We start from the raw sequence: 20,592 nt of genomic DNA on the forward strand, positions 1-20,592 counted from the left end.
GGAGGAAGGGGGGAGACGGCGGGCGGGGGTCCGGCGTCCCCCGCCCGCCGCCGTTCTAGTCGCCCGTGACGGGCAGTTCCTTCAACTGGATGTTGCGGAAGGAGACCTGGTCGCCGGCGCCATGGTTCTGGAGGCCGATGTAGCCGTCGGTCAGGCTCCGCTGGGGGTCCTTGTTGGTGAAGTCGTTGATCTTGACTCCGTTGAGGTACACCTGGAGGCGTTCGCCCTGGACCTTGATCTCGTAGGAGTTCCACTGGCCGGGCGGCCGCAGAACCTGGTCACGGGCCTTGATGTTCGCCGACTTGAACGAGTAGACGGAGCCCGTGGTGCGGTCGGCCGCGTCCGTGGCGTCGATCTGGATCTCGTAGCCCTTGTTCACCGCGGACCAGGGGTCGTCGGAGGCGGGGAAGCCCACGAAGATCCCGGAGTTGTCGTCGCCCCGCATCTTCCAGTCGAGCTTGAGGGAGTACGACTTCAGCTCCTTGGCCTGGTACCAGAGCAGGCCCATGCCGCCCTCGGACTCCAGGGTGCCGTCCTTGACGTTGAACGTGCCGGGGCCGGCCTGCTTCCAGCCGTCCAGGGTGTGGCCGTTGAAGATCTTCCGGTAGTCCTTGGCGGGCTTGCAGTCCGCCTTCACCTGGCCGGTGGCGTACTGCAGGCCGCCGAGCAGATGGGCGCGGAATGCCTCGTCGGAGTAGGACTCCTTGGTGTGGCCGCCGCCGGTGTAGAAGGACCGGCCGCCGCCGTAGCTCTGGCACCAGGCGATCGGGTGGTCGCCCTTCATGTTCCCGCCCTGGTACGTCGTTTCGTCCAGGGTGGCGAGGACCTTGGCCTGCTCGCGCGGGTTGGTGCGGTAGTTGTACCACTCGTCGGTGCGCTCCCAGGCGTCGTCCAGGTGCGCGGTCGACGGGTGGTCGTGGTCCTCGACGCGGACGGTGGCCTTCTGGATGGCCGGGTGCGAGTCGAAGTAGGCGCCGACGAGGCCGCCGTAGAACTCCCAGTCGTACTCGGTGTCGGCCGCGGCGTGGATACCCATGTAACCGCCGCCGCCCGCCACGTAGTTCTCGAACGCCTTCTGCTGCTCGGCGTTGAGCACGTCACCGGTGGTGGACAGGAAGGCCACCGCGTCGTACTTGGCGAGGTTGGCCGTGGTGAACTGCTTCGCCTCCTCGGTGGCGTCGACCGTGATGCCGGCCGGGGCGCCCAGTTCCTTCAGCGCGGCGATGCCGGCCGGGATGGAGTCGTGGCGGAAGCCGGCGGTCTTGGAGAAGACCAGGACCTTCTTGCCGCCCTTGAACGGCTCCTTGGAGAACTCGAAGTCGTCCATGTCGAACAGCGCGCCCGCGCCCCCCTTGAAGACCAGGTAGATGCCGGTGGTCTTCTTCGGCAGCGACCGCAGCGGCACGTCGACGTTCTGGAACGTCTCCCAGCCGCCGGTCGGGGGGATGTACGCCGAGCCGTGCAGCGGACCGTCGGGCGAGCCGGTGCGCAGCTCGATGAAGCCGCCCTCGCCGCCGGAGGAGGCCCGCACGGTCATCTTCTTCTGCCCGTCGAACCGGTAGGGGGTGAAGGAGATCCAGTCGCCGTCGTTGATGTCGCCGACGGTCTTGCCGCCGTTGGCGCCGGTCTTGTCGATGACCGACACACCCGACTGGGTGGTGAAGTGCTCGCCCTGGCGGTGCAGCGGCTGGAGCACGGTGCGGGCGGTGCCGGTCAGGGCCTCCTGGCCGTTCGCCCCGCCGTCGGTGTAGCCGGCGCCGACGACGCCGTAGATGTCGGCGTTGGGGTCGTGGCCGCCGTCACCAGGGGGCGGCTTCAGGGTGCCCTCGCAGCCCATCTCGCTGGTCAGCTCGTGGGCGTGGGAGTCGTGGCCGAGGCTGTAGACGACCTTGACCTTGGAGCAGTCGACCGTCTCCTCGGGGTCGGTGACGGTCACCTTGAACGGGACGGGCTTGCCGAATTCGGCCAGGGTGCCGTTGCCGGGGACGTCGATCCTCACCTTGGGCTCGGTGTTGCCGACCACGATCCGGACGCTGGCGTTGCCGGTGTTGCCCTCGGGGTCCCTGGCGGTGAAGGTGGCGCTGTAGGTGCCGACCTTCTTGTACCTGTGGGTGGGGTTGAGGCCCTCGCCCTTGGTGCCGTCGCCGAAGTCCCAGCTGTAGGTGAGGTCCGAGGAGTCGGCGTCCTTGGCGGAGCCGGTGAACCTGACCTTCAGTCCGGCCGCTCCGGACGTCTTGTCGGCGCTCACCTCGGCGATCGGCGAGAAGCCGTCCTCGGCGTTCTCGATCCGGTACAGCGCGGAGTGCTCGTCGCCCTGGAACCAGGAGACGCCGTAGTCCAGGACGTAGAGCGCGCCGTCGGGGCCGAACTCCATGTCCATGATCTGGGTGCCGGTCCACGGGAAGTCGTTGATCTTCGCGACGGAGCCGTCGTCGTTCTGCTCGATCCGCTTGATCCAGCGGCGGCCGAACTCACCGGCGAAGAAGTCGCCGTCGTACGCCTCGGGGAACTTCACGCTGGAGTCGAGCTCGGGGTCGTAGCGGTAGACCGGGCCGGCCATCGGGGACTCGGAGCCGTCGCCGAACTCGGGCAGGGAGCCGCCGTCGTACGGGATCCAGGCGGCCTGCGCGGGCGGCAGGTCGACCAGGCCCGTGTTGTACGGCGAGGTGTTCTTCGGGGCGTCGCAGTCGAACTTCTCGCCGGACTCCTTGGTGGCGAAGTCGTAGTCGACGTAGGCGTCGTTGTCGCCGGTGCAGAAGGGCCAGCCGAAGTTGGCCGGCTTGGTCACCTTGGCGAACTCGACCTGGCCCGCCGGGCCGCGCTTGGGGTCGGCGGCGCCCGCGTCGGGGCCGTAGTCGCCGACGTACACGATGCCGGTCTTGTCGTCGACGCTCATCCGGAACGGGTTGCGGAAGCCCATCGCGTAGATCTCGGGGCGGGTCTTCTCGGTGCCCGGGGCGAAGAGGTTGCCCTCCGGGATGGTGTACGAGCCGTCCTCGGCGACCTTGATGCGCAGGATCTTGCCGCGCAGGTCGTTGGTGTTGGCGGAGCTGCGGCGGGCGTCGAAGGCCGGGTTGCGGTTCGGCCGGTCGTCGATCGGCGTGTAGCCGTCGGAGGCGAAGGGGTTGGTGTCGTCGCCGGTCGACAGGTAGAGGTTGCCGTCCGCGTCGAAGTCGATGTCGCCGCCGACGTGGCAGCAGGTGCCGCGGGAGGCCGCGACATCGAGGACCTTCTTCTCGCTGGCCATGTCCAGCGTGCCGTTGGCCTTGAGGACGAAGCGGGAGAGGCGGTTGACGCCGTCGAACTTCTTGAAGTCCTCGGCGGTGCCGGTCTCCGGGGCGTCGCCCGCGGGGGTGTCGAGCGGCGGGGCGTAGTAGAGGTAGATCGCCCGGTTGTTCTTGAAGTCCGGGTCGATGCCGACGCCCTGGAGGCCTTCCTCGTCGTGGCTGTAGACGGGGATCCTGCCGGCGATCCTGGTGACGCCGCCCTGGTCGGTGAGGCGCAGCGTGCCGTCGCGCGAGGTGTGCAGGACGCTGCGGTCCGGGAGCACGGCGAGCGACATCGGCTCGCCCGTCTCGGGTTCGCCCTTGGCGAGCGGCACCTGCTGGAACTGGCCCTCCGCGGCTGCCGGTTCGTCCTGTCGCGCTTGGCCGGGGTGGGCCCCGGCGACGGTGGCCGGGGTGCCCACGGCCAGGAGCAGGCCGGTGAAGAGGGCGACGGCGGTGCGAAGCCTGGGACGCCTGGGGTTGACGGTGCTTCTTGGTCTTGTTCTGTGCACGAAGTCCCTCCGGGAACGGGGTGGGCCGTACGGAATGGGTGCGAAGACGTGCGGTGCGGGCGCCGGGGTGCGCCGTCACCCCGGAGGTGCGTGTGTCCTGAACGCTTCAAGGAAGGTAACCGCGTCCGTCCGGGGCGAACACCCCTCGTATCAGGATCGGTTGAGCTTTCTCCCGGCACAGGACAGAGCAGGATCTGGGCAGGTCGGAGGGGGGACCGGCGGTGTGACCGGTCCCCGTCCCCGACCAGCGCCGGGTGCCTGGTTCAGCTGTTGAACGCGGCGTCGAAGGACGCGCTGGGCGGCTCGAAGTCGAAGGCCTTGAGGCGGGTCAGCGCCTCGGGCGCGCCCTGGAGCCGGTCCATGCCGGCGTCCTCCCACTCGACCGAGATCGGGCCCTGGTAGTCGATGGAGCGCAGCATCCGGAAGACGTCCTCCCAGGGGACGTCGCCGTGCCCGGCGGAGACGAAGTCCCAGCCGCGCCGGGGGTCGCCCCAGGGCAAGTGGGAACCGAGCCGGCCGTTGCGTCCGTCGAGGCGCTTGCGGGCCTCCTTGCAGTCGACGTGGTAGATCCGGTCGCGGAAGTCCCAGAGGAAGCCGACCGGGTCGAGGTCCTGCCACACGAAGTGGCTCGGGTCGAAGTTGAGGCCGAAGGCGGGGCGCCGGTCGACGGCCTCCAGGGCCCGGACCGTGGTCCAGTAGTCGTAGGCGATCTCGCTGGGGTGGACCTCGTGCGCGAACCGCACGCCCTCCGCGTCGAACACGTCCAGGATCGGGTTCCAGCGGTCGGCGAAGTCCTGGTAGCCGCGTTCGATCATCGACTCGGGCGCGGGCGGGAACATGGCCACCAGGTGCCAGATGGCGGAGCCGGTGAAACCGATGACGGTGTCGACGCCGAAGGCGGCCGCGGCGCGCGCGGTGTCCTTCATACGGTCCGCGGCCCGCTGCCGGACCCCCTCCGCGTCTCCGTCGCCCCACACCTCACCCGGCACGATCGCCTGGTGGCGTTCGTCGATGATGGCGTCGCAGACGGCCTGTCCGACCAGGTGGTTGGAGATGGCCCAGCACTTGAGGCCGTACTTGTCGAGGAGCGCCCGGCGGCCGTCGAGGTACCCGGGGTCGGAGAGTGCCTTGTCGACTTCGAAGTGGTCACCCCAGCAGGCGAGTTCGAGCCCGTCGTAGCCGAAGTCGCGGGCGAGCCGGCAGACCTCTTCCAGCGGCAGGTCGGCCCACTGGCCGGTGAACAGCGTGAACGTGCGCGGCATGCGCGTCAGCCTCCTCAGACCGCGATCGGTGTGTAGACGGAGTTCTTCTGGGCGCTCTCCTCCACGGCCGCGAGCACGCACTGCACCTGGAGCCCGTCGGCGAAGGAGGGTTCGGGGCGGCGGCCCTCGGCGATGGCGTGGACGAGGTCGCGGGCCTGGTGGACGAAGGTGTGCTCGTAGCCGAGGCCGTGGCCCGGCGGCCACCAGGCGTCCAGGTAGGGGTGGTCGGGTTCGGTCACGAGGATCCGGCGGAAGCCCGCCTCCGCACCGGGTTCGGTGCCGTCGTGGAAGGACAGCTCGTTGAGCCGCTCCAGGTCGAAGGCGAGCGACCCGCGCTCCCCGTTGAGTTCGATGCGCAGGGCGTTCTTGCGGCCGGTGGCGTAGCGGGTGGCCTCGAAGGAGGCGAGGGCGCCGGAGGGGAAGCGGGCGGTGAACAGGGCGGCATCGTCCACGGTGACCTCCCCCGTGCCGGCGGACGAGACGGCGGACAGCCCGCTCGTGGCGCCGACGGGCAGGGGCCGCTGACGTACGAAGGTCTCCGTGAGCGCGGAGACGCCCGCCAGCCGCTCCCCCACGAGGTACTGCGCGAGGTCGATGATGTGCGCGCCCAGGTCGCCGAGCGAGCCCGAGCCGGCCTGCTCCTTGCGCAGCCGCCAGGTCAGCGGGAACTGCGGGTCGACCAGCCAGTCCTGGAGGTACGTCACGCGCACGTGCCGCAGTGCGCCGAGGCGGCCCTCGGCAACCATCCGGCGGGCCAGGGCGGTGGCCGGCACCCGGCGGTAGTTGAAGCCGACCATCGCCACCTGGCCGCGCCGGTAGGCCTCTTCGGCGGCCCGCACCATGGTGGTGGCTTCCTCGACCGTGTTGGCCAGCGGCTTCTCGCACAGGACGTGCTTGCCGGCGGCGAGGGCGGCCAGCGCGATCTCGGCGTGGCTGTCGCCGGGGGTGCAGATGTCGACGAGGTCGATGTCGTCGCGTGCGACGAGGGCGCGCCAGTCGGTCTCGGTGGACGCCCAGCCGTGGCGGTCGGCCGCCGCCCGTACGGCGGTGGCGTCCCGGCCGCAGATCACGGCCTGCACGGGGTTCAGCGGCAGGTCGAAGACACGGCCCGCGGTGCGCCAGCCCTGGGAGTGGGCGGCGCCCATGAAGGCGTAGCCCACCATCCCCACGCGCAGGGGTGGCTTGCCTGCCTCGGTCCCATCTGACTGCTGCTGCGGCTGTCCCATACGGGTGTCCTCCTCGTCCTGGTCGGGGTGGCGCACGTGGGGGGTGCGGGCGGAACCGGTCACCGGAAGCCGGTGGGCATGTACTGGTCGACGTTGGTCTTGTCGACGACGGCCGAGTAGAGGGTGATGGACGCCGGGATCTCGAACTCGGCCATGCCGCCGATGCCCTTGCCCTGGCCGAGGGCGCGGGCGAGGTCGATCGCGGAGGCGGCCATGGTCGGCGGGTAGAGGACTGTCGCCTTGAGCACGCCGTCGTCCTGCTTGATGGCCTGGAAGGCGGAGAGCGCGCCGGCGCCGCCGACCATCAGGAAGTCGTCGCGCCCGGCCTGTTCGATGGCGCGCAGCGCGCCCACGCCCTGGTCGTCGTCGTGGTTCCACAGCGCGTCGAACTTCGACTGCGCCTGGAGCAGTTGGGCCATCTTGGCCTGTCCGGACTCGACCGTGAACTCGGCGGCCTGGCGGGCGACCTTCTTGATGTTGGGGTAGTTCTTCAGGGCGTCGTCGAAGCCCTGGGTGCGCTGCTTGGTCAGCTCCAGGTTGTCCAGGCCGGCCAGTTCGATGACGCGGGCGTTCGACTTGCCCTTGAGTTTCTCGCCGATGTAGTGGCCGGCGTTGAGGCCCATGCCGTAGTTGTCGCCGCCGATCCAGCAGCGGTAGGCCTGCGGGGTGTTGAAGATGCGGTCGAGGTTGACGACCGGGATGCCCGCGCGCATCGCCTTCAGCCCGACCTGGGTGAGGGCCTTGCCGTCGGCGGGCAGCACCACCAGCACGTCGACCTTCTTGTTGATGAGGGTCTCGATCTGGCCGATCTGCTGGGCGGTGTCGTTGGAGCCCTCGGTGATCTCCAGGGTGACGTCGGAGTACTTCTCGGCCCGCTTCTTGGCGTTGTCGTTGATGGCGTTGAGCCAGCCGTGGTCGGCCTGCGGTCCGGCGAAGCCGATGGTGACTTGCTTGCCGGGCTTGTCGTCGGCGGCCGGCTGGTCGTTCGCGGCCGGCTCGTCCTTGGAGTCGGAGGGCTCGTTGCTGGTGCACCCCGTGAGGAGGGCACCGGCGGAGACGGCGGCGGCTCCGAAGAGCAGTCCTCTGCGGCTCGTGATCTCGGTCATGGCGGTGAACCCTTTCCTCAGGTCGTGCTCGCGGTACGGCGCTGGACCAGCACGGCGGCGACGATGATCGCGCCCTTGGCGATCTGCTGGACGTCGCTCTGCAGGTTGTTCAGGGCGAAGATGTTGGTGATCGTGGTGAAGATCAGGACGCCGAGCACGGAGCCGGTGATGGTGCCGCGGCCGCCGGTGAGCAGGGTGCCGCCGATGATCGCGGCGGCGATGGCGTCGAGTTCGTACAGGTTGCCGTTGGTGTTCTGGCCGGAGCCGGACAGGACGATCAGCAGGAAGGCGGCGATGCCGCAGCACAGCCCGGACAGCAGGTAGAGGTAGAGCCGCTGGCGGCGGACGTCGATACCGGCGAGCCGGGCGGCCTCCGGGTTGCCGCCGACGGCGACCGTGCGGCGGCCGAAGGTGGTGCGGTTGAGCACCAGCCAGCCGATGACGGTCACGACCGCGAAGACCAGGACCAAGGGCGGGATGCCGAGGACGTAGGCGTCGCGTTCGCCCAGGTCGAGGACGGACGGCACGGTCACGATCTGCGTCTTGCCGTCGGTGATCTGCAGGGCGAGGCCGCGGGCGGAGGCCAGCATGGCGAGGGTGGCGATGAACGGCACCATCGCGCCGTAGGCGATGAGCACCCCGTTGACCAGGCCGCAGCCGACTCCGACGACGACCGCCGTGAAGAGGATGCCGGCGAAGCCGTACTCCTGGGTGGCCACCGTGGTCGCCCATACGGAGGCGAGGGCGACGATCGCGCCGACCGACAGGTCGATGCCGCCGGAGACGATGACGAAGGTCATGCCGACGGTGACGACGCCGATGACGGACGCCTGGGTGAGGACGAGTTGTAGGTTGCGGGTGTCGAGGAACTCGTCGGGCTTGGTGATGCCGCCGATGAGGATCAGCACGGCTAGCACGCCGAGCAGGGAGAGGGTGCGGACGTCGGCGCGGGCCATCAGGCCGCGCCAGGCGGGGGGCTGGGCCTGGGGCACTTTGTCGGTGCTGCTGTCCCGCGGCGGGGAGACGGGCTGCGTCATGACGCCGGGCTTCCTTCCATGACCAGGTCGAGTACGCGGTGTTCGTCGAGTTCGCGCGCGGGTGCCGTGTGGACGACCCGGCCCTCGCGCAGCACCAGGACACGGTCGGCGAGGCCGAGCACCTCGGGCACTTCGCTGGAGACCAGCAGCACGGCCAGGCCTTCGTCGGCCAGCCGGCGCACGACCGCGTACAGTTCGGCGCGGGCGCCGACGTCGACGCCGCGGGTGGGTTCGTCCAGCAGCAGCACCCGGCAGCCGCGCAGCAGCCAGCGGGCGAGCACGGCTTTTTGCTGGTTGCCGCCGGACAGGGTGCGCACGGGCACCGAGGGGTTGTCGGACCTGAGCGACAGTTCGCGGGTGGCGGCCCGGGCGGCGCCGAGTTCGGCGCCCCGGTCGATCCAGCCGCCGCGTGAGAAGCGGGACATGGAGGAGACCGACACGTTGCGGGTGACGGACTCCAGCATCAGCAGGGCCTGCGCCTTGCGTTCCTCGGGGGCGAGCCCGAGTCCGGCCCGGACGGCGGCCCGGACGCTGCCCGGCTTCAACAGCTTGCCGTCGACCAGCACCTGACCGGACGTCGGTTTCCTCGCGCCGTAGACGGTCTCCAGGATCTCGGAGCGGCCCGAGCCGACGAGTCCGGCCAGGCCGACGATCTCGCCCGGCCGTACCTCCAGGTCGAGAGGTTCGAACTCCCCGGCGCGGGACAGGCCCCGGACGGTGAGCACCGGGTCGCCGGGCGGCGGGGAGACGGGCCGGTCGGGAAAGACGTACTCGACGTTGCGGCCCGTCATCAGGGCGACGACCTCGCGGGTCGGTGTCGTCTTCGCCGGCAGTCCGTTCGCCACGGCCCGCCCGTCCTTCAGCACGGTCACCCGGTCGCCGATGCGCCGGATCTCCTCCAGGCGGTGCGAGATGTAGACGACGGCGACACCGGCGGCGGTGAGGTCGCCGACGATGCGGAAGAGGTTGTCGACCTCGTCCGGGTCGAGGGCGGCGGACGGTTCGTCCATCACGATGAGCCGCACGTCGTGGGAGAGCGCCCGGGCCATGGACACGATCTGCTGCTGCGCCGCGGACAGTTCCCCGACGAGCCGGGCCGGATCGATCTCCGCGTGTCCGAGTCGCTTGAGCAGGGCGGCTGTTGACTCCTTGGCGGCCTTTCCCCGGACGACGAACCCGGCGGTGGTCGGCTCGTGGCCCAGGTGGACGTTCTCGGCGACCGACAGGTGCTCCACCAGGTCGAGTTCCTGATAGATGGTGGCGATGCCGAGGCGCATGGCGGCGATCGGCGAGCGGAGCGTGACCGCCTCGCCGCGCCAGCGGATCTCGCCGGTGTCGGGCTGGTGGGCCCCGGCCAGGACCTTGATGAGGGTCGACTTCCCGGCGCCGTTCTGGCCGAGCAGACAGTGCACCTCTCCGGCCTGGACGTCGAGGTCGACGCCGTCGAGGGCCCGGACTCCGGGGAACGACTTGGTGATGCCGGACATGCTGAGCAGCGGTGGTTCTGGTGCCATGCGGATTCCCCTTGGCGGGCGTGCGGGCCGGTTGCAGGGCGCTTGTCGGGCAGGCGTGTTCGAGGCAGGGCGGAGCAGGGAGCTGTGCTGGTGAGCCGTGCTGTCGAGAAGGACTACGCGGGTGAGAACAGGTGGTCGCTGATGAGCCGGGCCGCGCCGATGACTCCGGCGGCGGGTCCCAACTCGCCCAGGACGATGGGCAGGTTGCCGGTCGCGAGCGGCAGCGACTGGCGGTAGACCTGGGTGCGGATCGCGGCGAGCAGGGTGTGGCCGAGGCCGGTCACCCCGCCGCCGATCACCACCAGGCCGGGGTTGAAGAAGCTGACCAGGCCGGCGATGACCTGGCCGGTGCGGTTGCCGCCCTCACGGATCAGGTCCAGTGCGGTGGCGTCGCCGGCGGCGGCCGCGGCGGCGACGTCGACGGCGGTGAGCCCGCCGTTGGTCTCCCACCGCGAGGCCAGTTCGTCGGAGAGCCCCTGCTGGGCCGCCTCCGTGGCGTCACGGGCGAGGGCCGCCCCGCTGAAGTGGGCCTCCAGGCAGCCCCGGTTGCCGCAGGCGCAGGGACGGCCGTCGGGCACGGCCTGGATGTGCCCGATGTCGCCGGCGCTGCCCGTCGTACCGCGGTAGACCTCACCGCCGACGACGATGCCGCAGCCGATGCCCGTGCCGATCTTGACGCAGAGGAAGTCGGCGACGGTGCGGGCGACGCCCGCGTGCTGCTCTCCCATCGCCATGAGGTTCACGTCGTTGTCGACCATGACCGGGCAGCCGAGTTCCTGGCTGAGCGCCTCCCGCACGGGGAAGCCGTCCCAGCCGGGCATGATCGGCGGGGCCACCGGGATGCCCTCGGGGAAGCGGACCGGGCCCGGGACGCCGATGCCGGCGCCGTCGAACCCTTCCGCGAGCCCCGAGGCCTTCAACTTGGCGGCCATGGCCAGGACTTGCTCGAAGACCGCGACCGGGCCCTCGCGCACGTCCATGGGGTGGTTGATGTGCCCGAGCGTCTCCAGTTCGGCGTTGGTGACGGCGACGTCGACCGAGGTCGCGCCGATGTCGACGCCGAGGAAGCGCAGCCCGGGGTTGAGCCGGATGTTGTGGGAGCGGCGGCCGCCGCGCGAGGCGGCGAGTCCGTCGGCCACGACCAGCCCCGTCTCCAGCAGCCGGTCCACCTCCACGGCGAGCTTGGACCGCGAGAGGTCGATCTGGTCGCCGAGCTGGGCACGGGAGTTGGGACCGCCGTCGCGCAACAGCTTGAGCAGTCGGGCCTGATGGGCGTTTGCGGGTCGTGCGGTCATACGTCTCACGAGCCCCTCCCCGCCTCATCGGCCTGTGCGCGCCGGTTTTCCGCCACATCGATGGCTTGCTTTCGGAGGGAACGTAGCAGCGGCTGCCGAAGGTGGGAAGAAGTCGCGCAGGAATTGCCCTCTACTTTTTCCACTCACAGGACAAAGGCGAGGGGTGCGGGCCCTGCCTCGCAGGTGATCGGCCGTCAGTGCGGCCCGTGGCACCTACGAACGCGCCCGCGCGTGGTACGAGCGCCTCGTGTGCTCCGTGTGTTCGCGCATCAGGCGGGTGGCCAGCTGTTCGTCGCGGTCGGTGATCGCGGCGATGAGCGCACGGTGTTCGATCCAGGACTGGTGGCCGCGCTGACGGGCGACCGGCGTGTAGTACCAGCGGACGCGGCGGTCGACCTGGGCGGCCAGTTCGGCGAGAACGGCGTTGCCGGCGAGCTCCATGATCTTCGCGTGGAAGCGGGCGTTCATGGCGACGGCCCCGTCCACGTCGTCCGCCTCGACGGCCTTCTCGCCCTCCGCGCACAGCGCTTCCAGCGCGGCGATGCCGGCACTGTCCGCGCCCGCCGCGGCGAGCCGGGCCGCCTCGGCCTCCAGGAGCGTACGGACCGTGAGGAGCTGGTCGGCCTCCTCCTCCGTCGGCTCGTGCACGAACGCGCCCTGAGCGGGCCGCAGATCGACCCACCCCTCGGTGTTGAGCCGCTGCAACGCCTCGCGCACCGGCTGCCGGGAGACCCCCAGATGCCCCGCGAGTTCGCTCTCCACGAGGTGCTGGCCGGGCTGGAGGGCGCGGGTGGTGATGAGTTCGAGCAGTGCCTCGTAGACGCGGTCGCGCAGCGGACCCGGGCGTTCCAGCTTGGGTACCGCCCCCTGGGGCAGCCCTGTCGACAGCATCGCGGTCCCCCTCCTCGGCAGGGCCGTGCACAAGACGCGGCGGAAGCCGGTGTCGCCGCAGAGCCAGTATCGATTGTCTTCGTCTACAGTCTACGGCGCACAGGAGCCAGGGCTTTGGGGAGTTGACCGCGTCACACCGCGACCGGGCTCACGGGCAGCGGACGACCTGCCCCGCGTAGGACAGGTTCCCGCCGAAGCCGAACAGCAGGACCGGGTCCCCCGTGGTGACCGCACCCTGTTCGACCAGCTTCGACAGGGCGAGCGGGATGCTCGCGGCCGACGTGTTGCCGGACTCCGTGACGTCGCGCGCGACGACCGCGTTCACGGCGCCGATCTTCTCCGCGAGGGGTTCGATGATGCGCAGGTTGGCCTGATGCAGTACGACCGCCGCGAGGTCGGCCGGCTTCAGCCCGGCCCGCTCGCACGCCCGCCGCGCGATGGGCGGCAGCTGGGTCGTCGCCCAGCGGTAGACGCTCTGCCCCTCCTGCGCGAAACGCGGCGGCGTGCCCTCGATCCGCACGGCGTTCCCCATCTCGGGCACCGAGCCCCACAGCACCGGCCCGATGCCGGGCTCGCCGGCGGCCTCCACGACGGCGGCTCCGGCCCCGTCACCGACGAGCACGCACGTCGTGCGGTCGGTCCAGTCGGTCACGTCGGACATCTTGTCGGCCCCGATGACCAGGGCCCGGCTCGACCCCCCGGCGCGGACGGCGTGGTCGGCGGTGGCCAGGGCGTGGGTGAAGCCGGCACACACCACGTTGAGGTCCATCGTGGCGGCCTGCGGAATGCCGATGCGGGAGGCGACCCGGGCGGCCGTGTTGGGCGAGCGGTCGACGGCGGTGGAGGTGGCGACCAGCACCAGGTCGATGTCAGCCGGGTCCAGCCCGGCCGCCGCGAGGGCCTTGGCGGCGGCGTGGGCGGCCAGCTCGTCGACGGGTTCGTCGGGGCCGGCGATGTGGCGCGTGTTGATGCCCACCCGGCTCCTGATCCACTCGTCACTGGTGTCGACCAGGCCCGCCAGGTCCTCGTTGGTGAGCACCTTGGCGGGCTGGTAGTGGCCGACGGCGGTGATGCGCGAGCCGTTCATGCGGGCGGTCCCCCTCGTGGAAACTTGGGTAACAGGATCCACCAGTCTGGTCAGTGACTCGCGGGTACGGCGGCAGCCAAGGCGACAGGAAACAGGTGCCCGCGTTGTCAGCTTCGGTCAGGACCTCGGACGACCGAGCACCTGTCGGACGCCTAGCCGGTGAAGAGCTGCGTCGCTTTCCGGACGAGTTCGTACAGCCCGTAGGCGAGCGGTACGCCCACCCACACCCAGGCGAAGGCGATCAGCCACCGCCGGTCCGGGCTAGGCGGACTCTGACTGCTGTCGCTGGACATGGGCGGCCTCCCTCTGTGCCGGGATGTGATGGCGGGGGTCGACGGGCCGGACGAGTTCGTTGGCGACGAAGCCCACGACGAGCAGCCCGATCATGATGACGAACGACATTCCGTACAGGGACGCGCCGTGCCGGCCCGCCTCCTCCTGCCGGTCGGCGATCCAGTTCACGATCAGCGGTCCGAGCACCCCGGCCGTGGACCAGGCGGTGAGCAGCCGTCCGTGGATGGCGCCGACCTGGTACGTGCCGAACAGGTCCTTCAGATACGCCGGAACGGTCGCGAAGCCACCGCCGTAGAAGGACAGGATCACCAGTGCGCACAGGACGAACAGCGGCTTGGAGGTGTCGCCGAACAGGGCGATGAGCGCGTACATCAGCGCGCCGACGCCCAGGTAGACGCGGTAGATGTTCTTGCGGCCGATCAGGTCGGACGTCGAGGACCAGCCGATGCGGCCCGCCATGTTCGCCGCCGACAGCAGGGCGACGAAGCCGGCGGCGGCGGTCACCGACACGGGCGTGGAGGTGTCCGCGAAGAAGTCCGTGATCATCGGGGCGGCCTTCTCCAGGATGCCGATGCCTGCGGTGACGTTCATGCAGAGCACGATCCACAGGCACCAGAACTGCGGGGTGCGGACGGCCTGGTTCGCGGAGACCTGCGGGCCGGTGAGGGGCCGCGCGGTTCCCCGCGCTCCTGGGGCACTGCTCGGAACCCGGACCAGGAGCACACCCAGCAGCATGAAGACGGCGTACGACAGGCCGTGCACCAGGAAGGCGAGTGCGATGCCGGAGCTGTCGCCGCCGAACGACTCCAGCATCTGCGCGGACCACGGCGAGGCGATGAGCGCGCCGCCGCCGAAGCCCATGATGGCGATGCCGGTGGCCATGCCGGGCCGGTCCGGGAACCACTTGATCAGGGTGGAGACCGGCGAGATGTAACCAATGCCGAGGCCGATGCCGCCGACGAAGCCGTAGCCGAGGACGATCAGCCAGTACTGCTCCAGAAAGGCGCCCAGCGCGGAGAGCAGGAAACCGGACGAGAAGCAGACCAGGGCGACGGTCATCGCCCAGCGCGGGCCGTTGCGCTCCACGAGCGTGCCGCCGAACGCGGCGGACAGGCCCAGCATGACGATGCCCAGCTGGAAGGGCAGCGCGCTCTGCGTGCCGCTGAGGCCGAGCGCGGACTCCAGGGGCGGCTTGAACACGCTCCAGGCGTAGGCCTGGCCGATGGAGAGGTGTACGGACAGAGCGGCGGGCGGGACGAGCCAGCGGCTCCAGCCCGGGGGCGCGACTGGGGGACTCATGAACCCGGAACGGTAGGCAGTCGCAGGGGAGTTGAGAAGGCGGCACGTCAACCGTATGCGGTGAGCGGTATCCAGCATGCGCCGAACGGTCATCGCACGGACCCTTGCTGACCCAGCGTCCATACTGTAGACAATATTTCGTCGACAAAATCTGGCACCGGCCGTGGGCCGGCCACTCGGCAGTCACCTCCGCGGTATCCCTCAAACCGAACGGAGTGTTCCCGTGAAAGTCGCAGTTCTCGGCGCCGGTGCCATCGGCGCCTACGTCGGCGCCGCGCTCCGCCGCGCGGGTGCCGAGGTGCATCTCATCGCCCGTGGACCGCATCTGGCGGCCATGAGGCAGCACGGAGTCCGGGTGCGCAGCCCGCGCGGCGACTTCACCGCGCACCCCCACGCGACCGACGACCCGGCCGAGGTCAACCCGGTCGACTACGTCTTCCTGGGCCTGAAGGCCAACGCGTACGCGGCGTGCGGGCCGCTGATCGCGCCGTTGCTGGCCGACACGACGGCGGTCGTGGCCGCCCAGAACGGCATCCCCTGGTGGTACTTCCACCGGCACGGCGGCCCGTACGACGGCCACCGGATCGACAGCGTGGACCCGGACGGCGCGGTCAGTGCGGTGCTCGCGCCCGAACGGGCCGTCGGATGTGTCGTCTACGCGGCGACCGAGCTCGAAGGGCCGGGCGTGATCCGGCACTTGGAGGGCACGCGCTTCTCGATCGGCGAGCCCGACCGCAGCGTGTCCACGCGGTGCGTGGCGTTCAGCGAGGCGATGCAGGCGGGCGGCCTGAAGTGCCCGGTCGAACCGGAGCTGCGGGGCGACATCTGGCTCAAGCTGCTCGGCAACATCTCCTTCAACCCGATCAGCGCGCTGGCCCGCGCGACCATGCGGCAGATGTGCCTGCACGGCGGCACCCGCAGGGTCATCGAGATCATGATGACCGAGACGCTCGCGGTCGCGAACGCCCTCGGCTGCGAGGTCGGCGTCTCCATCGAGCGCCGGCTCGCGGGCGCCGAGCGGGTCGGCGACCACCGGACCTCCACGCTCCAGGACCTGGAGCGCGGCAAACCGCTCGAACTCGACGTACTCCTCGCGGCGGTCGTCGAGCTGGCGGACATCACCGGCGTGGAGGTGCCCACCCTGCGCACCGTGCACGCCATCTCGGACCTGCTCGCGCTGAGGAGCGCCGCATGAGCACACGCGACCGAAGCCCGAAGACCTACACCCGGCTCACCCACCCCCTGGTCAGGGACTCACGCGACGAGCCCTTCCGCCGGGCCACCTGGGAGGAGGCCCTGGACCGGGCCGCCCGGGGACTGGCACGCAACCGCGGCGCGTTCGGCATGTTCTCCTGCGCCCGGGCGACGAACGAGACGAACTACGTCGCCCAGAAGTTCGCCCGGGTCGTCATGGGCACCAACAACGTCGACTCCTGCAACCGCACCTGCCACGCTCCGAGCGTGGCGGGCCTGTCGGCGGCGTTCGGCTCGGGCGGCGGGACGTCGTCGTACGAGGAGATCGAGCACACCGACGTCATCGTGATGTGGGGCTCCAACGCCCGTTTCGCGCACCCGATCTTCTTCCAGCACGTGCTGAGGGGGATCAGGAACGGCGCCCGGATGTACGCGGTCGATCCGCGCCGGACCTCGACCGCCGAGTGGGCGGAGAGCTGGCTGGGCCTCAACGTCGGCACCGACATCGCGATGGCGCACGCGATCGGCCGCGAGATCATCCACGCGGGCCTCGCGAACGAGGCGTTCATCGCGCGGGCGACCAGCGGTTTCGAGGAGTACAAGGCGCTGGTCGAGCCGTGGACGCTGTCGCTCGCCGAGAAGGTGACGGGCGTACCGGCCGCCGCCATCCGCGAGCTGGCGCACGCCTATGCCCGCGCCGAGCGTGCCCAGTTGTGCTGGACCCTCGGCATCACCGAGCACCACAACGGCACCGACAACGTCCGCGCCCTGATCAACCTGTCCCTGCTCACCGGGCACGTCGGCCGCTACGGCTCCGGGCTGCAACCCCTGCGCGGGCAGAACAACGTGCAGGGCGGCGGCGACATGGGCGCGATCCCCAACCGCCTGCCCGGCTTCCAGGACATCCTCGACCCGGACGTCCGGCTGAAGTTCGAGTCGGCCTGGGACACCGTCATCCAGCCGCACTACGGGCTGAACCTCACGGACATGTTCGAGGCGATGGAGGACGGCACGCTCAAGGCCGTCTACTGCGTCGGCGAGAACCCGGCCCAGTCGGAGGCGGACAGCGAGCAGGCCGTACGGCGTCTGAAGGCCCTCGACTTTCTCATCGTGCAGGACATCTTCCTCACGAAGACGGCCGAGCTCGCGGACGTCGTCCTGCCGGCCACGGCCGGCTGGGCGGAGACCGACGGCACGACCACCAACAGCGAGCGGCGCGTGCAGCGCGTCCGCAAAGCCGTCACCCCGCCCGGCGAGGCCCGCGAGGACATCGACATCATCTGCGACCTCGCGGCCCGCCTCGGCCAAGACTGGAAGTACGCCGACGCCGAGACCGTGTGGAACGAGCTCAGGTCGGTCTCGCCCGACCACTACGGCATGACCTACGAGCGTCTGGAGGAGCACCAGGGCATCCAGTGGCCGTGCCCCAGTACCGAGGGGCTCGAACCGACCTACCTGCACGGCCGGTTGTGGGAGCCCGACCCCGCGCGACGCGGTCCGCTCGCGCCCTTCGGGATCGTGCAGCACGACCCGCCCGTGGACCTCACCGACGAGGAGTACCCGATCCGGCTCACCACCGGTCGGCGGCTCGACTCGTACAACACCGGTGTGCAGAGCGGCGGTTACGCCTCGCCACTGCGGCGCGGGGAGTACATCGAGCTGTGCCCGGAGGACGCCGAGCGCTACGGAGTCGTGGTCGGCGAGCAGGTCCAGGTCACCTCGCGGCGCGGGTCGGTGACCGCGCCCGTGTGGGTGGACACCGCGCTGCGGCCCGGGCTCGCCTTCATGACCATGCACTTCCCGGACGAGGTGGACACCAACGCGCTGACGATCGAGGCGAACTGCCCGATCGCGGGGACGGCGGAGTTCAAGGCGTCGGCGATCCGGATCGAGAAGCTGCCCGTCGCGACCATCGTGAGGTGACGTAAGTGGACCTGCACTTCGGCGACAGCAAGCCGACCGACGACGAACGGGCGGCCGTCGACGCCCTGCTCGGGCCTCCGGAGTCCTCCTGGGAGGGCGCCGACCGCACCGACGCCGATCTCCGGTGGGCTCGTGGCGGACGCGCGGCCCGGGACCGCCGCGACCTGCTGCTGCCGGGGCTGCACGCGATCAACGACCGGGTCGGCTGGATCAGCGACGGCGCCCTCGACTACCTGTGCCGGCGGCTGACGGTGCCGCCGGCGGAGGCGTACGGGGTCGCCACCTTCTACGCCATGTTCTCGGTGAAGCCGCGTCCGGCGACCGTGCTCCACGTGTGCACCGACCTGGCGTGCGCGGCGGCCGGAGCGCCGGAGCTGTGCGCGGGGATCGAGGCCCGGCTCGGTCCCGGCAGCGGCGTCGCGGTGGAGCGCAGCCCTTGTCTGGGCCTGTGCGAGCGGGCCCCGGCCGCGCTCGCGATCAGGTCCGGGGATCCGGTGCGGACGGCGGTGTCGGCACCGGCGACCGTCGGACGAGCCGTCCTGGCCGCGAGCGCCCCCGATTCGGCGCCGGAAGAGCCCCCGGCCGCGCTCGCCGTGCCCCAGGCCGGGCAGGACGGCCTGATGCTGCTGCACCGCGTCGGTGTGGTCGACCCGGCGTCCCTCGACGACTACCGCGCCCACGGCGGCTACACGGCCCTGCGCCGGGCCTTCGAGCTGGGCCCCGCAGGGGTCATCCGCGAGGTCACCGACTCGGGCCTGGTCGGGCGCGGCGGCGCCGCCTTCCCGACCGGCCGCAAGTGGCAGGCCACGGCGTCCCAGCCGGACCATCCGCACTACCTCGTCTGCAACGCCGACGAGTCCGAGCCGGGCACCTTCAAGGACCGCGTGCTCATGGAGGGCGACCCGTACGCGCTGGTCGAGGCCATGACGATCGCCGGGTACGCGACGGGCGCCCACGAGGGCTACCTCTATCTGCGCGGCGAGTACCCGCGCGCCCTGCACCTCCTCGAGCACGCGATCGCGCAGGCACGCGCGCGTGGACTGCTCGGCGACGACGTCCTCGGCCAGGGTTACGCCTTCGACATCGAGATCCGGCGCGGTGCGGGCGCCTACATCTGCGGTGAGGAGACGGCCCTGTTCAACTCCATCGAGGGCTACCGGGGCGAGCCCCGCTCGAAGCCGCCGTTCCCCGTGGAGAAGGGCCTGTTCGGCAAGCCGACGGCCGAGAACAACGTCGAGACGCTGGTCAACGTCCTGCCGATCCTGACGATGGGTGCCCCGGCGTACGCGGCGATCGGCACGGGCAGGTCCACCGGGCCGAAGCTGTTCTGCGTGTCGGGGAGTGTGGAGCGGCCCGGCGTCTACGAGCTGCCGTTCGGTGCGACGCTGGGCGACCTGCTCACCCTCGCCGGGGTGCGGGACGGGCTGCGGGCGGTACTGCTCGGCGGGGCGGCGGGCGGCTTCGTACGGACCGACGAGCTCGACATCCCCCTCACCTTCGAAGGGACTCGGGAGGCGGGGACGACGCTCGGCTCGGGGGTCGTCATGGCCTTCGACGACAGCGTGCCCCTCCCCCGGCTCCTGCTGCGCATCGCGGAGTTCTTCCGCGACGAGTCGTGCGGCCAGTGCGTGCCCTGCCGGGTCGGGACCGTGCGGCAGGAGGAGGCGCTGCACCGGATCGTCGAGCGCACCGGCGCCGACGCCGCCGGGGACATCGCCCTGCTGAGGGAGGTCGGCCGCGCGATGCGGGACGCCTCGATCTGCGGTCTTGGGCAGACCGCGTGGAACGCCGTCGAATCCGCCATCGACCGTCTGGGGGCGTACGAATGACCGTCACACCGCTGGGGATCCCGCGCCGCATGCTGGAGTTCACGATCGACGGCGAGGAGGCCAGGGTCCCCGAGGGCTCGACCCTTCTGGACGCCTGCCGGGCGGCCGGGAAGGACATCCCGACCCTGTGCGAGGGCGACACCCTGCGGCCGAAGAACGCCTGCCGGGTCTGCGTCGTCGAGGTCGAGGGGGCCCGCACCCTCGTCCCGGCCTGCTCCCGCAAGGCCGAGCCGGGCATGGAGGTGCGCACCGACACCGAGCGGGCCCGGCACAGCCGGAAGATCGTCCTCGAACTGCTCGCGTCCTCGGTCGACCTGTCGACGACACCCCGGATCGCCGAGTGGCTCAAGGAGTACGAGGCGAAGCCGGACCGCTTCGGCCCGGACGCGGCCCGGCTCAACGAGGAACCGAAGGTCGACAACGACCTGTACGTACGCGACTACGACAAGTGCATCCTCTGCTACAAGTGCGTGGACGCCTGCGGCGACCAGTGGCAGAACACCTTCGCGATCTCGGTCGCCGGGCGCGGTTTCGACGCCCGGATCGCCGTGGAGCACGACGCGCCGCTGACCGACTCGGCGTGTGTGTACTGCGGGAACTGCATCGAGGTGTGCCCGACGGGCGCGCTGTCCTTCAAGTCCGAGTTCGACATGCGCGCGGCGGGTACGTGGGACGAGTCGCGGCAGACGGAGACGACCACGGTGTGCGCGTACTGCGGAGTGGGCTGCAACCTGACGCTGCACGTGCAGGACAATGAGATCGTGAAGGTCACCTCACCGCACGACAACCCGGTGACACACGGCAACCTCTGCATCAAGGGCCGCTTCGGCTACCAGCACGTACAGAACCGGGGCTGA

Annotated in this window: 15 protein-coding genes; 4 read left to right on the top strand and 11 right to left on the bottom strand. The window is 70.5% G+C overall.

Going from position 1 to position 20,592, the window contains the following annotated elements; all coding sequences use genetic code 11:
- Positions 1 to 55: 55 nt before the first annotated feature.
- The 11 genes from CA983_RS03460 to CA983_RS03505 form a co-directional block, all read right to left on the bottom strand.
- Positions 56 to 3,778, bottom strand: a complete 3,723-nt coding sequence (locus CA983_RS03460) for a ThuA domain-containing protein (RefSeq protein WP_086599387.1) — start codon at positions 3,776 to 3,778, stop codon at positions 56 to 58.
- 263 nt (positions 3,779 to 4,041) lie between these two features.
- On the bottom strand, positions 4,042 to 5,040 hold the full coding sequence (locus tag CA983_RS03465) for a sugar phosphate isomerase/epimerase family protein (RefSeq protein WP_086599388.1): 999 nt from the start codon (positions 5,038 to 5,040) through the stop codon (positions 4,042 to 4,044).
- A 14-nt stretch (positions 5,041 to 5,054) separates the two neighbouring features.
- Positions 5,055 to 6,266 (bottom strand): Gfo/Idh/MocA family protein, encoded by a 1,212-nt coding sequence (locus tag CA983_RS03470; RefSeq protein WP_086599427.1) that lies wholly within the window; start codon positions 6,264 to 6,266, stop codon positions 5,055 to 5,057.
- A 59-nt stretch (positions 6,267 to 6,325) separates the two neighbouring features.
- Positions 6,326 to 7,372 carry a substrate-binding domain-containing protein gene (locus CA983_RS03475; protein WP_086599389.1) on the bottom strand — a complete coding sequence of 349 codons (1,047 nt, stop codon included), beginning with the start codon at positions 7,370 to 7,372 and terminating at the stop codon, positions 6,326 to 6,328.
- A gap of 17 nt (positions 7,373 to 7,389) precedes the next feature.
- A complete protein-coding gene (locus CA983_RS03480; RefSeq protein ID WP_086599390.1) occupies positions 7,390 to 8,409 on the bottom strand; it encodes an ABC transporter permease in 1,020 nt (339 codons plus the stop codon).
- A complete protein-coding gene (locus CA983_RS03485; RefSeq protein WP_086599391.1) occupies positions 8,406 to 9,923 on the bottom strand; it encodes a sugar ABC transporter ATP-binding protein in 1,518 nt (505 codons plus the stop codon). The genes CA983_RS03480 and CA983_RS03485 overlap by 4 nt, the downstream gene beginning before the upstream one ends.
- A gap of 113 nt (positions 9,924 to 10,036) precedes the next feature.
- On the bottom strand, positions 10,037 to 11,218 hold the full coding sequence (locus tag CA983_RS03490) for an ROK family transcriptional regulator (protein ID WP_086599392.1): 1,182 nt from the start codon (positions 11,216 to 11,218) through the stop codon (positions 10,037 to 10,039).
- Positions 11,219 to 11,431: 213 nt separating this feature from the next.
- Complete coding sequence (locus CA983_RS03495) at positions 11,432 to 12,109, bottom strand: GntR family transcriptional regulator (RefSeq protein WP_086599393.1); 678 nt, start codon at positions 12,107 to 12,109, stop codon at positions 11,432 to 11,434.
- Between the two features lie 148 nt (positions 12,110 to 12,257).
- A complete protein-coding gene (locus CA983_RS03500; RefSeq protein WP_086599394.1) occupies positions 12,258 to 13,196 on the bottom strand; it encodes a beta-ketoacyl-ACP synthase III in 939 nt (312 codons plus the stop codon).
- Positions 13,197 to 13,348: 152 nt separating this feature from the next.
- A complete protein-coding gene (locus CA983_RS46595; RefSeq protein ID WP_010045941.1) occupies positions 13,349 to 13,489 on the bottom strand; it encodes an MFS transporter small subunit in 141 nt (46 codons plus the stop codon).
- Positions 13,458 to 14,789, bottom strand: coding sequence for an OFA family MFS transporter (locus CA983_RS03505; protein WP_086599395.1), 1,332 nt, complete (start codon positions 14,787 to 14,789; stop codon positions 13,458 to 13,460). The genes CA983_RS46595 and CA983_RS03505 overlap by 32 nt, the downstream gene beginning before the upstream one ends.
- Positions 14,790 to 15,012: 223 nt before the next feature.
- On the opposite strand from CA983_RS03505, the gene CA983_RS03510 reads away from it, so the two are divergent.
- Genes CA983_RS03510 through CA983_RS03525 form a run of 4 tightly spaced genes read left to right on the top strand, consistent with a single transcriptional unit; the run spans position 15,013 to position 20,592 of the window.
- Positions 15,013 to 15,984 (top strand): 2-dehydropantoate 2-reductase, encoded by a 972-nt coding sequence (locus CA983_RS03510; protein WP_086599396.1) that lies wholly within the window; start codon positions 15,013 to 15,015, stop codon positions 15,982 to 15,984.
- Complete coding sequence (locus CA983_RS03515; RefSeq protein ID WP_086599397.1) at positions 15,981 to 17,906, top strand: molybdopterin oxidoreductase family protein; 1,926 nt, start codon at positions 15,981 to 15,983, stop codon at positions 17,904 to 17,906. The genes CA983_RS03510 and CA983_RS03515 overlap by 4 nt, the downstream gene beginning before the upstream one ends.
- 5 nt (positions 17,907 to 17,911) lie before the next feature.
- Positions 17,912 to 19,735 carry an NADH-ubiquinone oxidoreductase-F iron-sulfur binding region domain-containing protein gene (locus CA983_RS03520; RefSeq protein ID WP_086599398.1) on the top strand — a complete coding sequence of 608 codons (1,824 nt, stop codon included), beginning with the start codon at positions 17,912 to 17,914 and terminating at the stop codon, positions 19,733 to 19,735.
- Complete coding sequence (locus CA983_RS03525; protein WP_086599399.1) at positions 19,732 to 20,592, top strand: 2Fe-2S iron-sulfur cluster-binding protein; 861 nt, start codon at positions 19,732 to 19,734, stop codon at positions 20,590 to 20,592. The genes CA983_RS03520 and CA983_RS03525 overlap by 4 nt, the downstream gene beginning before the upstream one ends.

The organism is Streptomyces swartbergensis (assembly GCF_002148965.1).
GTDB lineage: Bacteria > Actinomycetota > Actinomycetes > Streptomycetales > Streptomycetaceae > Streptomyces > Streptomyces swartbergensis.

Coding starts and splice junctions, on each gene's coding strand:
- CA983_RS03465 (WP_086599388.1), bottom strand. CDS start 5,040: ATGCCGCGCACGTTCACGCTGTTCACCGGCCAGTGGGCCGACCTGCCG.
- CA983_RS03470 (WP_086599427.1), bottom strand. CDS start 6,266: ATGGGACAGCCGCAGCAGCAGTCAGATGGGACCGAGGCAGGCAAGCCA.
- CA983_RS03475 (WP_086599389.1), bottom strand. CDS start 7,372: ATGACCGAGATCACGAGCCGCAGAGGACTGCTCTTCGGAGCCGCCGCC.
- CA983_RS03480 (WP_086599390.1), bottom strand. CDS start 8,409: ATGACGCAGCCCGTCTCCCCGCCGCGGGACAGCAGCACCGACAAAGTG.
- CA983_RS03485 (WP_086599391.1), bottom strand. CDS start 9,923: ATGGCACCAGAACCACCGCTGCTCAGCATGTCCGGCATCACCAAGTCG.
- CA983_RS03490 (WP_086599392.1), bottom strand. CDS start 11,218: ATGACCGCACGACCCGCAAACGCCCATCAGGCCCGACTGCTCAAGCTG.
- CA983_RS03495 (WP_086599393.1), bottom strand. CDS start 12,109: ATGCTGTCGACAGGGCTGCCCCAGGGGGCGGTACCCAAGCTGGAACGC.
- CA983_RS03500 (WP_086599394.1), bottom strand. CDS start 13,196: ATGAACGGCTCGCGCATCACCGCCGTCGGCCACTACCAGCCCGCCAAG.
- CA983_RS46595 (WP_010045941.1), bottom strand. CDS start 13,489: ATGTCCAGCGACAGCAGTCAGAGTCCGCCTAGCCCGGACCGGCGGTGG.
- CA983_RS03505 (WP_086599395.1), bottom strand. CDS start 14,789: ATGAGTCCCCCAGTCGCGCCCCCGGGCTGGAGCCGCTGGCTCGTCCCG.
- CA983_RS03515 (WP_086599397.1), top strand. CDS start 15,981: ATGAGCACACGCGACCGAAGCCCGAAGACCTACACCCGGCTCACCCAC.
- CA983_RS03525 (WP_086599399.1), top strand. CDS start 19,732: ATGACCGTCACACCGCTGGGGATCCCGCGCCGCATGCTGGAGTTCACG.